Annotated in this window: 15 protein-coding genes; 10 read left to right on the forward strand and 5 right to left on the reverse strand. The window is 65.8% G+C overall.

All coding sequences use genetic code 11. The annotated features are described in order from the left end of the window. Positions 1–154 precede the first annotated feature (154 nt). Entirely contained in the window at positions 155–1,030 is an 876-nt protein-coding gene (locus AC1DT6_RS25480; protein ID WP_441628300.1) for a TauD/TfdA dioxygenase family protein, read from the reverse strand. A gap of 34 nt (positions 1,031–1,064) precedes the next feature. Then, positions 1,065–2,039, reverse strand: coding sequence for a Bug family tripartite tricarboxylate transporter substrate binding protein (locus tag AC1DT6_RS25485; RefSeq protein WP_477114991.1), 975 nt, complete (start codon positions 2,037–2,039; stop codon positions 1,065–1,067). A gap of 107 nt (positions 2,040–2,146) precedes the next feature. On the opposite strand from AC1DT6_RS25485, the gene AC1DT6_RS25490 reads away from it, so the two are divergent. Both AC1DT6_RS25490 and AC1DT6_RS25495 read left to right on the forward strand, forming a co-directional pair. After that, positions 2,147–2,794 (forward strand): IclR family transcriptional regulator, encoded by a 648-nt coding sequence (locus AC1DT6_RS25490; RefSeq protein WP_441628304.1) that lies wholly within the window; start codon positions 2,147–2,149, stop codon positions 2,792–2,794. A 45-nt stretch (positions 2,795–2,839) separates the two neighbouring features. After that, a complete protein-coding gene (locus AC1DT6_RS25495; RefSeq protein WP_441628306.1) occupies positions 2,840–3,595 on the forward strand; it encodes a DeoR/GlpR family DNA-binding transcription regulator in 756 nt (251 codons plus the stop codon). Between the two features lie 10 nt (positions 3,596–3,605). On the opposite strand, the gene AC1DT6_RS25500 is transcribed toward AC1DT6_RS25495, so the two are convergent. Continuing rightward, entirely contained in the window at positions 3,606–4,256 is a 651-nt protein-coding gene (locus AC1DT6_RS25500; RefSeq protein WP_441628308.1) for a HugZ family pyridoxamine 5'-phosphate oxidase, read from the reverse strand. A gap of 367 nt (positions 4,257–4,623) precedes the next feature. Between AC1DT6_RS25500 and gdhA the strand changes: the two genes are divergently transcribed. After that, on the forward strand, positions 4,624–5,967 hold the full coding sequence (gene gdhA, locus AC1DT6_RS25505; RefSeq protein ID WP_477103059.1) for an NADP-specific glutamate dehydrogenase: 1,344 nt from the start codon (positions 4,624–4,626) through the stop codon (positions 5,965–5,967). 161 nt (positions 5,968–6,128) lie between these two features. On the opposite strand, the gene AC1DT6_RS25510 is transcribed toward gdhA, so the two are convergent. Next, positions 6,129–6,323: a hypothetical protein gene (locus tag AC1DT6_RS25510; RefSeq protein ID WP_441628312.1), complete on the reverse strand. Its 195-nt coding sequence runs from the start codon at positions 6,321–6,323 to the stop codon at positions 6,129–6,131. Here AC1DT6_RS25510 and AC1DT6_RS25515 point away from each other — a divergent pair. Together AC1DT6_RS25515 and pip are read left to right on the forward strand one after the other, a co-directional pair. Continuing rightward, positions 6,322–7,653 carry an aminotransferase-like domain-containing protein gene (locus AC1DT6_RS25515; RefSeq protein ID WP_441628314.1) on the forward strand — a complete coding sequence of 444 codons (1,332 nt, stop codon included), beginning with the start codon at positions 6,322–6,324 and terminating at the stop codon, positions 7,651–7,653. The two genes, AC1DT6_RS25510 and AC1DT6_RS25515, sit on opposite strands and share 2 nt — an antisense overlap. Positions 7,654–7,898: 245 nt before the next feature. After that, positions 7,899–8,858, forward strand: a complete 960-nt coding sequence (pip, locus tag AC1DT6_RS25520) for a prolyl aminopeptidase (RefSeq protein WP_441628316.1) — start codon at positions 7,899–7,901, stop codon at positions 8,856–8,858. A 62-nt stretch (positions 8,859–8,920) separates the two neighbouring features. Here pip and AC1DT6_RS25525 read toward each other — a convergent pair whose 3' ends face one another. Next, the gene (locus AC1DT6_RS25525; protein ID WP_441628318.1) at positions 8,921–9,838 is read right to left on the reverse strand and encodes a sterol desaturase family protein; all 918 of its coding nucleotides are present in this window, start codon (positions 9,836–9,838) and stop codon (positions 8,921–8,923) included. A gap of 318 nt (positions 9,839–10,156) precedes the next feature. On the opposite strand from AC1DT6_RS25525, the gene AC1DT6_RS25530 reads away from it, so the two are divergent. The 5 genes from AC1DT6_RS25530 (at position 10,157) to AC1DT6_RS25550 (ending at position 14,593) form a co-directional block, all read left to right on the forward strand. Beyond that, complete coding sequence (locus AC1DT6_RS25530) at positions 10,157–11,095, forward strand: hypothetical protein (protein ID WP_441628320.1); 939 nt, start codon at positions 10,157–10,159, stop codon at positions 11,093–11,095. A gap of 62 nt (positions 11,096–11,157) precedes the next feature. Further along, positions 11,158–11,451 (forward strand): EF-hand domain-containing protein, encoded by a 294-nt coding sequence (locus AC1DT6_RS25535; RefSeq protein ID WP_441628322.1) that lies wholly within the window; start codon positions 11,158–11,160, stop codon positions 11,449–11,451. Between the two features lie 26 nt (positions 11,452–11,477). Then, positions 11,478–12,191 carry a response regulator gene (locus AC1DT6_RS25540; protein WP_441628324.1) on the forward strand — a complete coding sequence of 238 codons (714 nt, stop codon included), beginning with the start codon at positions 11,478–11,480 and terminating at the stop codon, positions 12,189–12,191. Further along, positions 12,191–13,519 (forward strand): ATP-binding protein, encoded by a 1,329-nt coding sequence (locus tag AC1DT6_RS25545; protein WP_441628326.1) that lies wholly within the window; start codon positions 12,191–12,193, stop codon positions 13,517–13,519. The genes AC1DT6_RS25540 and AC1DT6_RS25545 overlap by 1 nt, the downstream gene beginning before the upstream one ends. A gap of 288 nt (positions 13,520–13,807) precedes the next feature. Continuing rightward, complete coding sequence (locus AC1DT6_RS25550; protein ID WP_441628328.1) at positions 13,808–14,593, forward strand: DUF4410 domain-containing protein; 786 nt, start codon at positions 13,808–13,810, stop codon at positions 14,591–14,593. Positions 14,594–14,689: the final 96 nt, after the last annotated feature.

Consider the following 14,689-nt stretch of genomic DNA (forward strand, 5'->3'; position numbering starts at 1 on the left):
GAGATTCAATCGTCAACGCGTCACCCAAAAAGGCAGAAGTAAACGCGAGACTCAGACAGTTTACAAGTGCCGCTTCAAGTCCTTGAATGTAAACACTTTTCCGGGGCGCCAGGATCGCTTCGGTGGGTCAACGATGTGTATAACCGCATGACCTTCACCCCCCCACCGCCAAAACCCGATCCCCAGCAATCGTAGTCCGATGCAACTCCCGATCAAACCCATCATAGTCATTCATCGCCAGATGCTGCGTACACCGGTTATCCCACACCGCCAACGCCCCCCGCGTCCACCGGAACCGGCAAGTAAACTCCGGCCGCACCGCATGGCAGTAAAGGAACTGCAGCAACGGCGCACTCTCCTCCTCGGTCATGCCTTCGAAACGCAGCGTATAGGTGCTATTGACATAGAGCGCCTTCTTCCCGGTGGCGGGGTGGATGCGCACCACCGGATGCATGACCTCGCTACTGGCGCGCTCGTCGGTGCGTACATCCATCTTGTGCGCGGGATCGCCATTGTTGACGACCGCGCCGCCGGCGCCGTATGAACGCACCGGGCTATGCACGGCACGCAGCTTGTCCAGAACCTGCTTCATGCCGTCCGACAGCGCATCGTAGGCGCGATACATATTGGTCCACATGGTGTCGCCCCCATAGGGCGGAATCACGCGGGCGTACAGCGCGGACCCCAGCGGCGGGATTTCCGCATAGCTCATGTCGGTGTGCCACAGCCCGCCAAAATTGCGTTTGGTCTGCTCGGTCCTGCCCTTCATCACCGGCAGGATCTCGGGATGCCCTTGCAGCGCGCGGATGAACGGCACTTCCAGCAGATCGCCAAAGCGCGCGCTGAATGCCTTGTGCTGCTCGGGCGTCAGTTCCTGGTCGCGAAAGAAGATCACCAGGTTGTCGTGCAGCGCCGAGCGGATCTCGGCGAAGGTCTCGTCGGACAGCGGCCGGGCAAGGTCGACGCCGCGGATTTCCGCGCCGAGCGCGCCGGCAATGGGGTGGATATCGATAAGGCGGTATTGCGACATGGCTTGTCTCCTTGGTGGTGGATGGGTTGTGGCTTTACTGGACCGTGATATTCGCGCTGCGCACCAGCGTGCTCCACTTGCGCGATTCCGCTTCGATATAGCGGCCGAAAGCCTGCGGCCCGGCGCCGGAGACGATGCCGCCCATCTCGTCGAGCTTCTTGCGCACGTCGGGCATCTTCAGCACGGCCTCCAGTTCGGTGTCGAGCCGGGCGACGATGGCCTTGGGCGTGGCCGCCGGCACCAGTACGCCAAACCATCCGGCGATCTCGTAACCCCGCAGGCCGGCTTCCGCCATGGTGGGCACATCGGGCAGCTGCGCGGAGCGTTGGGCGCTGGTGATGGCCAGCGCGCGCAGCTTGCCCGCCTTCACCAGCGGCAGCGCGGAGGGCATGTTGTCGAACATCACCGGCACATGCCCGGCCATGGTGTCGTTCAGTCCCGGCGCGCTGCCCTTGTAGGGGATGTGGGTCATCTTCACGCCCGAGGTGGTGGCGAAGAGCTCACCCGCCAGGTGCAGCGAGGTGCCGGCGCCCGGCGTCGCGTAGCCCAGCGGGGCTGGCTGCCGCCTGCCGTAGTCGATCAGGTCGCGCACCGAATGCACCGGCAGCGCTGGATTGACCACCAGCAGGTTAGGCACCGCCATCAGCATGGTCACCGGGGCCAGGTCCTTGAGCGGGTTGTAGGGCAGGTCCGGATACAGCGAAGGGTTGATGGCGATGGGGCCGATATTGCCCATTACGATGGTGTAGCCATCGGCCGGTTGCTTGGCCACGTAGTCCGTGCCCACGTTGCCGCCGGCACCCGCCTTGTTTTCCACCACCACCGGCTGGCCGAGCCGCTCTCCCAGCTTCTGGCCGACGATGCGCGCGAGCATGTCGGTCGAGCCGCCGGGCGGATATGGCACGACCCATTTGATCGGCTTGGCTGGCCAGGCATCGGCGGYCTGTGCGGCCGGGGCCAGCAGCGCGAGGGCGAGGATGGACGCAAGTGCGGGGGCGATGGTCTTCATCTTGTCTCCTGTGTGAGCGGTGAGGCGCGGTGCTTGCCGCCGCCTTCTTTCTGCTTTAGTATGTTCACCTAATGAACGAAGCGTGCTCTAGGTGAACGAAATAGCGGATGAAGAATAATAGATCGATCCAGCGGTGTCTAGCGATCCTGCAAGCGTTCCGCCACAACGGCCGGCCAACGCTGGCGGAGCTATCGCGCGCGGTGGACCTGCCGCACCCCACCGTGCTGCGGTTCCTGCTGACCTTGGAAGAGGATGCGTATGTGGCGCGGGAAGGCAATCGCTGGCGTCTCACCACGCGTATCTTCGAGATCGGCTTTGCCGCGCTGGAAAGCCTGGGCGTCACCGATGCCGTGCAGGAGGGGCTGCAGAAACTGGCCGACGCCTACTCCGGCACGGCCAACCTTGGCGAGGCCAATCCGGAGGGCGTGATCATCATCGGCCGGGCGATGGCGCCGGCCGAGCGGCGCCGGCTGGTGGTCATGAACCTGCGGGTGGGCAGCGTGCTGCCGGCGGGCAGCGCGCTGGCGACGGCCTTGCCCTTGCCGCCCGGCGAGTGGAGCGTGCTGGCCTACCCGGAGAGCAATCAGGTATCGGTTGCGGTGCCTCTGCCGGCAGCTGGCTCGCGGACATTGTCGCTGGGCATTTCCACCTCGGCGGGCGAAGCCACGCCAGAGCGCATCCCCGCCGAGATCGTGCCCGCGTTGCAGCAGGCCGCGGCCAATATCAGCCGGCTGATCGGGCTGGCCCCGGTATGACGGGGTTAGAATCCACCTTTGTTTTTCCTATGCAGCGGAGTCCACGTGCTGGCTGAGCAGCGGCAAAAATTCATTCTCGACCAGCTCGCCGCCAGCGGCGCGCTGGCGATCAGCGAACTGGTGAGCGAACTCGATGTCTCGCGCGAGACCGTCCGCCGCGACCTCAATGCGCTGGCGGCGCGCGGCCTGCTGATCCTCACCCACGGCGGCGCGCTCACACCCGAGCGGGCCGAGCCCGACACCCAGACCCGCGCCGCGGTCAATGCCGAAGGCAAGCGCGCCATCGGCATGCGCGCGGCGGAGCTGGTGCCCGACGGCGCCTCGCTGATCCTCGACTACGGCACCACCACCCACACCGTGGCCCAGGCCCTGCATGGCCACCATAACCTGCTGGTCTACACCAACGACATCACCATCGCCATGCTGCTCGGACGGCGCAACGGCAATCGTGTAGTGGTGCTTGGCGGGGAACTGCAGGATAACGAGGACGCTACCCACGGCTGGGACACCATCGAACAGCTGTCGCGCTACCACGCCGACTTCGCCTTTATCGGCACCGGCGGCATCACCGCCGATGGCCAGATGAGCGATTTCTCGCGCTCGGCCGCCGAGTTGCGCAGCCGCATGCTGCTGGCCGCCAGCGTGGCCTGCGTGGTGGCCGATCACACCAAGTTCGGCCGCAACGCCGGCGTGCTGGTCAAGCATTTCGACAAGGCCGCCTACCTGATCTCCGATATGGCGCCGGAACCTGAACTGGCGGCGGCGCTGAAGGAACGCGGGCCGGTGCTGCGGATCGCCTGAACGGGCGCGCCTAGGTGAGGCCGGCCACAAGCCCGAGGGCTGCCTCTTCCATTGCCTCAAGCGGCATGGGCGCGGCGGGAAAGCCCCGGCGCTTGCGCAGCCCGGCAATTTCATAGTCGATGCCGTGGCAATCCACGCCCAGCACGCGAACGCCGGCCGGGGCGGCCAGGGACATCGCTTGCACGAGTCCAGCCTCGGTGTCCGGCGGCACCTGCGGCAATGCCCGCCATGCATCGTCCCCGATCCAGCCCATGCGCGCGACGCCGCCGATAAACCGGATGGTTTTCGGGCTGATGCGGAAGAAGTGGAAATCCAGGGCCAGCAGAGGCTCGGCAGCCGGTTCATAGCGCAGGTATCGCGCCAACTCGGCTGGCCCCGGCTCGAAGCGGGCCGCATCGCCTGCCAGCGTCAGCCGGCGCGCGTTCTGCACGTCCGTGGCGCCCGGTTGCAGCACGGACAGGCTCACTCGCGGATCGGCCAGCAGATTCCGGGTGTGCTCGGCCAGCGCGCTGACGCAGATAACGGGTGCGTTGGCGTGGTCGGCCACGAAGGGCACGACCGTGGCATAGGGGTAGCCGGGCAGGGCGGCAGCGTTGGTGGCCAGGGTGCCGTAGGCCGCCTCGTGGATAAGACTGACCGCCTGATCGATGGGAATTTCCACGCGCTTGAGCCTCGTCCGGGAGCAATCCGCCGATTGTACGGCGCGCGGCTTCCCGCTGCGATCCGCTCCATGTGGCCGTTGATCGCACAAAAATACATGCAAGCGGCCTTTATATGTCTCCTCATCAAAGGTGTTTTGACTGTCGTGCGTGGCCGCGCCAATGCTAAGCTTCGCCCCTGGCGATACATCCAGTCCCAATCCTGAATGTATTGACATGCTCCGGCGGCGGCTGCCGCCGGACTTTGCCGCGTTTGCGCGCCCGAGCCGTTCCGGGCGCACCGTGGCATCCCTCGGCACGCCCGCCGGACAGGTATCCGTGGCGGCCGTCTCCTGCCAAGCACCAGCACATCGAATCGAAGAGACACTTGTGACATCCGCTTCCCTTGAAACATTCCTGGCCGGCGTTGCCCGGCGCGACCCCGATCAGCCCGAATTCCTCCAGGCCGTGAAGGAAGTCATGATGACGCTGTGGCCCTTCGTCGAGCAGCATCCGCGCTACGGCGAGCAAGCGCTGCTGGAGCGGCTGGTGGAACCCGAGCGCGTGATCCAGTTCCGCGTGGCATGGACCGACGACCGCGGCCAGGTCCAGGTCAACCGCGGCTTCCGCGTGCAGCACAGCTCCGCCATCGGCCCCTACAAGGGCGGCATGCGCCTGCACCCCACCGTGAACCTCTCGGTGCTCAAGTTCCTCGGCTTCGAGCAGACCTTCAAGAACGCGCTGACCACGCTACCCATGGGCGGCGGCAAGGGCGGCTCCGACTTCGACCCCAAGGGCAAGTCCGACGGCGAAGTCATGCGCTTCTGCCAGGCCCTGATGACCGAGCTGTACCGCCACCTTGGCCCGGATACCGACGTGCCCGCCGGCGATATCGGCGTGGGCGCGCGCGAGGTGGGCTTCATGGCCGGCATGATGAAGAAACTGTCCAACAGCTCCGCCAGCGTCTTCACGGGCAAGGGCATGGCCTTCGGCGGCAGCCTGATGCGGCCCGAAGCCACCGGCTACGGCACGGTGTATTTCGCGCAGGAAATGCTCCATCGCCGGGGGCGCGGCTTCAGCGGCCTGCGCGTTCTGCTCTCCGGCTCGGGCAACGTGGCCCAGTACGCCGCCGAGAAAGCCATCGAACTCGGTGCCAAGGTACTCACGGTATCGGACTCCGGCGGCGTGCTGCACTACCCCAAGGGCATGAACAGCGAGCAACTCGCCGCGCTGATGGCCTTCAAGAACGAATCGCGCGGGCGCCTGGCCGATTTTGCCGCGCAGCAAGACCTGCACTTCGAAGCCGGCCGTACACCCTGGCACGTACCGGCTGACGTGGCGCTGCCCTGCGCCACGCAAAACGAGCTGGACGGCAACGATGCCGAACGCCTGCTCGCCAACGGCGTGTTCTGCGTGGCCGAAGGCGCCAACATGCCCTCCACGCTGGACGCCGTCGACCGCTTCCTCGCCGCGCGCATCCTCTACGCGCCGGGCAAGGCCAGCAACGCCGGCGGCGTCGCCACCTCGGGCCTGGAAATGTCGCAGAACGCCATGCGCCTGTCGTGGCACCATGCGGAGGTCGACGAGAAACTGCACGCCATCATGAAAGACATCCACGGCAACTGCATCCACTACGGGCAGAAGGCGGACGGGTATATCAATTACGTGGAAGGGGCCAACGTCGCCGGGTTTGTGAAGGTGGCGGACGCGATGCTGGCGCAGGGGGTGGTTTGAACGCGGGCTTCCGCGGGTAAGCCGGGGAGCCTGGTGGTAAGCGAAGCGGGATGGGCGGTGGTGCCATCCCGCTTTTTATTGGGTGTATCGCCGAATCGCAGGATGGGCAGCGTCACGCTGACGGCCAGGGCGGGTCCTCCCAAGTCGAGACGCCGTGCGCATTAGAGGAACGGCAAAATGTTCGCCATCGCGCGCGTCACGTAGGTCTCCTTTTCCCCCACTGGCGCGTTGAAACCTTCAAAGGTCAGGATGGCGATGTGCATGGGAGGCCTCGTGCGAGTGGAGACGTTGTATTGCGCCGTCGTGGAACCGATAATCAATACATTCAAATAATTGTCATGGATACGTTCAGGCATGCCTCAGCCCCGCTACAAGCAACTGGTCGACCGTCTCGCGGCCGATATCCGTGCGCGGCGGCTGCGTCCCGGGACGCAACTGCCAACGCACCGCGAGCTCGCGGCTCGCGAAGGACTGGCGCTGGTCACGGCCACGCGCGTCTACGCGGAGCTGCAAGCGATGGGGTTGGTGAGCGGGGAGACCGGTCGCGGCACGTTCGTCAAGGAGGCGCTCCCTCGCGGACAAGGCATTGACTTGCATGCCTGGAGCGCTGACACGGTGGACCTGAGCTTCAACTATCCCTCGTTGCCGGATCAGGCAGACCTTCTCCGTGCAGCGCTGCGCCAGCTCGCTGCCGCAGGCGATCTGGAGGCCCTGCTTCGATACCAGCCCCACGGCGGGCGCGAGCACGAGCGGGCGACCGTGGCGCGCCACCTGGCTAGCCGGGGGCTGGCGGCATCGGCCGAAACCGTATTGCTCGTGAGCGGCGCGCAGCACGGGCTGACGACAACCGCCATGGCCTTGCTCGAGCCCGGCGACGTGGTGGCCGTGGACGCGCTGACGTACCCGGGATTCAAGCTCGCCGCCGAAGTCAATCGGCTGGAACTCGCCCCAATTCCCGCCGCAGGACATGGCCCGGATCTGGACGCATTGGCGGCGCTGTGCAGGCGACGGCGCGTACGCGCCGTGTACGCGATGCCGACGCTCCATAACCCGCTCGGCTGGGTGATGAGCGCAAGGCGGCGTCGGGAACTGGTCGCCATGGCTCGTCAGCATGGACTGATGCTCATCGAGGACGCGGCCTACGCGTTCCTGGCGGAAGGCGCCCCACCGCCTTTGGCATCGCTGGCCCCGGAGACGACGGTCTATGTGTCCAGCTTCTCGAAGAGTGTCGCCACCGGGCTGCGCGTCGGCTTCGTCTGTGCCCCGCGCGAATGGGTTCCCAGGCTGGAACGGGCCATCCGGGCCACGACCTGGAACACCCCGGCAACCATGACGGCTATCGCCTGCGGCTGGATCGAGGACGGCACCGTGGCCAGGCTCGAAGCCGAAAAACGGCGGGATGCCACGCTGCGGCAGGGCCTTGCCACTGAAGTCCTGGGCGGGCTGAAAAGGATCAGCCATCCCGCGTCGTACTTCGTCTGGCTTCCTCTGCCACAGGAAGTTCGGGCAGACGCGATCGCGATGGCGTTGATGCGCGAGCATATTTCCGTGTCGACGGCCCATCCGTTCGCGACGGCAGCGCATGTGCCTCATGCCATCCGGTTGGCACTCGGCTCCGTCGACCTGTCCACGTTAAAGCAGTCCCTGGAAACGGTGGCCCGTGTTGTTGCCGATCAGGCCTACTGACCCACGGATGCGGCGATGAAATCCGACAGGCAGGATTCGCTGGCCAAATCTCTTCGGGAGGCTGTCTGGCAGGTTCCGCACCAGGCGGCCGGGAGCGGCCATTCGAGGCCGCTCCTGCAACCGTGCCGCGTAATCGTACGGGGCCGCGTTCGGTAGTCCGGCCGATGGGGTGTTTTCCCTGTGTCTTGCATGTTGCGGCAGGCGATACACTCTGGCATTTCGGACGCCTTGACCGGACCTGATCCATGCCAAAACTTCTCTCGCTCTATCCCGCTATCGAACCCTATGAAACCGGCACGGTGGATGTCGGTGACGGCCACGTGGTCTACTACGAACGCGTTGGAACGCCCGGCGCCAAGCCGGCGGTATTCCTGCATGGTGGTCCTGGTGGCGGCATATCGGCCGATCACCGCCGCCTGTTCGATCCGGCGCGCTACGACGTCATGCTGTTCGACCAGCGCGGCTGCGGCCGGTCCACGCCGCATGCGGAGCTGGAAGCCAATACCACGTGGCATCTGGTGGATGACATCGAGCGCCTGCGCAAGCTGGCCAACGCCGACCGCTGGCTGGTCTTTGGCGGCTCGTGGGGTTCGACGCTCGCGCTGGCCTATGCGCAGAAGTATCCGGAGCGGACCAGCGAACTGGTGCTGCGCGGGGTATATACCGTCTCCCAGGCGGAGCTGGATTGGTATTACCAATACGGCGTCTCGGAGGTGTTTCCCGAGAAATGGGCCCGATTCCAGGCTCCCGTTCCGGAAGCCGAACGCGGCAACATGATGGCCGCCTATCGCAAGCTGCTGACCGGCAGCGATATGGAGAAGCGGCTGGAGGCGGCCCGCGCGTGGAGTGTATGGGAGGGGGAGACGATCACGTTGCTGCCCGATCCGGCCAACAGCGCGAAGCATGCCGACAGTCATTTCGCGCTGGCGTTCGCGCGGTTGGAGAACCACTACTTCACGCATCGCTGCTGGCTGGAAGACGGGCAGTTGTTGCGCGACGCGCCTCGCCTTGCCGGCATTCCGGGTGTCATCGTGCACGGCCGCTACGACATGCCGTGCCCGGCTCGCTATGCCTATGCGCTGCACCAGGCGTGGCCGGATGCCGATCTGCATCTGATCGAAGGCGCCGGGCACGCATGGACCGAGCCCGGCATCCTTGATCAGCTGGTTGCCGCTACCGACAGGTTTGCGGCGGCGGGGGCATAGCCGGGCGCTGGCAGCCTTGGGGCGCGGAGGCTGGTAACTCGCCACGACCGCGCCGCTCCCTTTCAGTTGCTGCTCACGGAGACCGTGTGGCGTGCGTCGCAGTGCTGCCGGCGCAGATTCTCCGTGGTTTCGCCAGTGCCGTCCGCACGCCAGCCCGGCGGCATCATCACGTAGTTGATCGCGGTCCACACATTGCCCGCCGACGCGATATCCCGGGCGAGGCTGACCCAGTGTTCGAACTGGTTGACGAGCGGATTGCGCGAGTGCGTCGGCGTCACGAGGCCGTAGCGGCAAGGTTCGTCGGCGCGTTCTTCGATATAGGTGCCGAACAGGCGGTCGAACACGATCAGCACGCCACCGTAGTTCGCGTCGAGGTAGTCGACGTTCGACGCATGGTGCACCCGATGCGCGGACGGCGTGTTGAATACGTATTCGAGCCAGCCGAGCTTGGGCATCCACGTGTTGTGCAGCCAGAACTGGTACAGGAGGTTGAACATCAGCGTCGCGAGCACGACCTCCGGGCGCACGCCGAGCCAGACGAGCGGGGCGAAGAACATCGCCGTGCCGGTCAGCTTGCCGGTCCAGCCGAGCCGGTAAGCAGACGACAGCGTCAACTGGTTCGGCGAATGATGGACCGCATGTGTCGCCCAGAAGAACCGGATGCGATGCGAGGCGCGGTGGTACCAGTAGTAGCAGAACTCCTGGCCGACAAACAGCAGCAGTACCATCAGCGCGCTGTTGATCGAGACCGTGAAGAGGCGATGTTCCCAGACGAAAGAGAAGATCGGCGTCGCCAGCGAAAGCGGCAGCAGCGCGAACAACTTGCGGCCGGCGAGATCGGCCAGCGACAGCCATGTTTCACTCCAGTCGAACGGCGTGCCGCTGTTGCGGTGCTTTCGCGTGAGCACGCAGGCCTCGACCAGCGAGACGGCGACGATGAACAACGTGACATAGAGCGTGATTTTTCCGGTAGTAAGCATGATGAGCACAGGTAAGGTCGGGGGGAAGGCGCGCCGTCTGCGGGAATGACCGCCGTCGCGCCGGATGAGCCAACTCTAGTGGGCGGGCGCGGCCAGGAACAGGCGGAAAGTATTTCGCCCGATGTCACCGAATCGGTCCGCCAGCGGGGGAGGCTTGCGGGCGCGGCGGATGGCAATCGGCGCGCACCGTCTCTGCGGTCCGGTGTAACACCGCGACATTTTTTCCAAGGCGATTAACTGGCGATGTCGTCCTATAGTTCGTCCCGTTGCCACGCCGCGGTGCGTGACCTGACCCGAACCGAACCAGAAGGACATCCGATGAAACCCCGTTACCTCCTCACAGCGACCGCCTCGCTGATCTTCCTCGCCAGCACCCCGGCCTTCGCGGGCTGGTCCGGCCACGGCACGGCCTATACGCCGCACGGCGTCTATAACGGCGCGCACTATGGATCATGCGGAGGCGGAAGCTGCTCGCATGCCGGCGGCGTCGTCGGTCCCTACGGCGGGCTCGCGACAAACACCGGCACGGTGTCCCGTACGGCGCCGGGGCAGTTTTCGAACTCCGGCACGGCAACCGGACCGAACGGCCGATCGGTTCAGCACGCTGGCGACACCAGTTGCTCGGGCGGTACGTGCTCGCATACGGGCAACCTCACCGGGGCCAACGGACAGACCGCTTCCACGGCGGGCAGCGTGACACGCGATGCGCCGGGGCAGTACTCGTCATCCGGCACGATCACCGGTTCGAACGGCAACACCGTCAGCCACGCGGCATCGACCAGCTGCGCCGGCGCTACGTGCGACCGCTCGGGGACCGCGACCGGTGCTTACGGCGAAACCGTCACGCACTCGGGCTCCGCGACCCGCGTTGCGCCGGGTGTCGTGACGACCGCGGGCGGCACGACGGTCGTGCATGGCGGGACCGTGACGACTGGTGGCACGGTGACGACCGTAGGTGCCACGGTTGCGGTCGGTGCCGCGCCGGTGGTCATCGCGCCTGCGCCGGTGGCTTATGTGCCGCCTCCGCCGGTAGCGTATGTGCCGCCCCCGCCGGTGGTCTATGTGCCGCCGCCCCCGCCGCCGAAGACGGTCTACGTCGCCCCGCCGCCGCCCAGGGTGGTGTACGTCGCGCCGCCGCTGCCGCCGAAGGTTGTGTACGCGCCGCGTCCCGTCTACGTGACGCGGGCGCCAGCTCCTGCGGTAATGGTGCCGGGACACTGGGTCGGCCGCGTCTGGGTGCCCGCGCACTGGGCGTGACCGCAGTATCGGATCGATCACCCACGCCGCCGGCGAGGGTCGGCTAAACCACGGAGAAAGCCATGAAGAAGATGATCGCGATGCTTATTTTGTGTATTGTTTCAGCAGGTGCGTCCGCCCAGAGCGTCGCGCCGCCCGCAGGAAACAGCGCAAGGGTTGAGCGTGCGATGCAGCAATTGCAGACGCGCTTCGCCACTGCCAACACGACGCACGACGGCAAGCTGACCCGAGACCAGGCAGCGGCCGGCATGCCGATGGTCGCCAGCCGCTTCGACGAAATCGACACGCAGCGGGCCGGCTACGTCACGTTGCCGCAGATCGAGCAATACCTGAGTCAGAAAATGATGGCCCGCTGATTCCCGGCCATCGCCGGAGACGCGCCATGGAGCAGGTGAACAGGATTATCGTGCTCGATGATGAAGCCGAGTTGCGCAACATGCTGCAGCGGTTCCTGACCGGGCACGGTTTCCAGGTGCGCGTGATCGCCGACGGCAAGCAGCTCGACCGCTATCTGCAACGCGAGCCATACGACCTGCTGGTGCTGGACCTGATGATGGAGCCGGAAGACGGCCTGACCATCTGCCGCCGGCTGCGCGCCACGGGACAGACGCTGCCGATCCTGATGCTGACCGCGAAGGGCGATCCGGTCGACAGGGTGGCCGGGCTCGAGACCGGCGCCGACGACTATCTCGCCAAGCCGTTCGTGCCGGACGAACTGGTGGCACGGATCCGCGCACTGCTGCGCCGCCAGAAAATGGCGGCGGGCGATCCGACCGTGACCTCGCAGACCCTGCGCTTCGGCGAATTCGAGTTCGATGTCGGCAAGCAGGCGCTGCTGCGCCGCGGCGAACCGGTCGAGGTGCATTCCGCGCAGATGCTGCTGCTGCATGCGCTGGGCTCGTCGCCGAACCGGGCGGTGAGCCGCGATAACCTGCTTGCGCGGGCCCGCGGCCGCGATCACGACGCGCTCGACCGCAGCATCGACGTACAGATCCTGCGGCTGCGCCAGATCGTCGAAGACGATCCTTCCAAGCCGCGCTTCATCAAGACCGTGTGGGGTGTCGGCTACATGCTGGTGGCCGGCATCGAGTCGTAATGCGGCTCGCGCTGCCCCGTTCGCTGCTCGCGCGCAACATCGCCTTGCTGGTGGGGCTGGTCATGCTCACGCAGGTCTGTTCGCTCATTGTCTTGCTGCATTTCGTGCAGCGCCCGCACATCGAACGCGCGGCGAACATCTTTTCCGATTACGTGAAGCTGCTCGACGGCGTGTTTGCCGCCATGCCGCCCGATGAGGGCCGCGCGGCAGCCGCGCGGCTCGGTGGGCAGGCGCAGCCGCCGGAGCATGTGGTACAGGATCCGCACCCCAGTCCGATCCGTATTTTTCGTACGTATCAGCGCGACGTCTTCGTCGATGCATTGCAACGCTATCTGCCCCCGGACATGCCGGTGCGATGGCAGACGGGCGACGGGGAGCGGCTATGGATTCGCGTGCACGTCGCCGGCACGCCCAGCTGGATCGCCTTGCCGGTGGCCGAAGACGCACAGGCGAGCGGCATCACCGCCGCGCTCGTGCTTTCAGTGGCCTTCGCGTTGCTCGCGGCGCTGACGGGCTATCTGATCCAGCTGCATATCAACCGTCCGCTGCAGGACCTGGCGCGGGCCGCGCGTCACCTCAGCGCCGGCGAAGCCCCGGTGCCGCTGCCCACCGACGGACCGACGGAAATCGCCCAGGTAAGCAGCGCGTTCAACCAGATGACGCAGGCATTGCAGCAGGCCGATGCGACGCGCACGCTGATGCTGGCCGGCGTGTCGCACGACATCCGCACGCCGCTGACCAAGCTGCGTCTCGCGATGGCGATGGCGATTCCGCGCGGCGCCGACGAACCCTTCGTGGCATCGGTGGAAGGCTATCTCGATCAGATCGACACGATCCTTCAGCAGTTCATGGACTACGCGGGCAGCGGCGAACGCGAGGTGCCGGAGCCTGGCGATCTCAATGCGCTCGTCAGTCAGCTGGCGGCGGATTTTGCGGGGCTCGGGCATGAATTCGAGCTGTCGCTCGGCGACATACCGGCGATTTCGTTCAGGCCGGTGAGCCTGATGCGCCTGCTGATGAACCTGATGCAGAACGCGGTCGTCTACGGCCGAACCGGCCTTTTCATCCATACCTGGGCCGAAGGCAAGTCGGCGTATGTGGCCGTATGCGACCGGGGCAGCGGCCTCGGCGCGGAGGAGCTTGAGCAGCTCAAGGCACCCTTCAGCCGCGGCAGGAACGCGCGCGGCCATTCGGGCGGCACCGGCCTCGGGCTCGCGATCGTCGAACGCATCGCGCGCCTGCACGGCGGCTCACTGCAGTTCCGTGCACGCGACGGTGGCGGTCTCGAAGCGGTCGTGGCATTGCCGCTTGACCGGCATTTCGCGTAAGGCCGAGCTCACGCATCCACGCATCGACGCAGCCATGCGTCCCATATGCCCGAGCGCAAGGCAAGGGTGACATCGGGCGACATAATTGCCGCATGGGGGGCGTAGCCGGTTTCTCCCATACTGGCTTCAGCGGGTTGCGGCTGACTCCGATAGCCAATGAGCCGCACCCTGGCAGGCGTGATCTCCGATGGCTTGTGATCCTGCGGATCGAATGATTGTCGGCGACATTCTTACGGCTTTACGGCTTTACGGCAATTGACGGCACGATGGTGCCGAGGACGGATCGACATGCAGACTTCATTCAAATCCCTCGCAGACCGCGCCACGCGCGTGGCGGTTGCAGCTTTCGCGACGGCATCGCTCTTGACGGCGGGCTGTGCCTGGGGCGATACAGGTGTGAATCAAGGCGTGAATCAAGGCGTGAGCCAGGCCAGCGTCCAGGCGCAGGTGCGCGCGGACGTCATCTATGTGTATTCGTTCGATGCGAGCCCGGATCAGGTGAAACTGGACAGCGGCATGGGCCAGAAGCTGAAGACGATGGCCGCTGGCGGTTCGGCCGCCAGCGAGCAGTCCCAGAAGGCGCGCGAAGCGCGTGAGCAGGTGTCTGACGAAATCGTGCGCAAACTGCAGTCGATGGGGCTGCACGTGGTACGCGCGGACGGCCCCGTGCCCGCGGACAGCAATGCGCTGATCGTCGAGGGAGGCTTCCAGAAGATCGATGAGGGTACGCGCCGGCGTCGCTTGCTGGTCGGTCTTGGCGCCGGCAAGAGCGAGGTTCGCGCATCGGTCCAGATCATGTACAAGCCCGCGAACGGTTCGCCGGTGCTGCTGCGAAGCTTCTCCGCCGATGCGGACAGCGGCCACATGCCGGGCGTGGCCGAGACTGCCGGCGTCGGCGCGGCCGCGGGCCATCTCGCGGAGTCCGCCGCGGCGGACTCGGGCCTGCATGGCATGTCCGAGGCGAAGCGCGACAGCATTTCCGCGGATGCCGCGCGGTTGGGCGATTCGATTGCGAAACAGGTGGCGGCCGCGATCTCTGCGAACGGATGGATGCCGGTCGGGCAGGCGGATTGAGGGGAGCATGCGAGCAATGCGCGGCCGCTGCCTGGACCAAATGGCTGATCCCGGATACGGATTTGATCTGGGCGACTTGTCTGGTCTTGTGACTTG

This window comes from Cupriavidus sp. 01L45 (genome assembly GCF_056399885.1).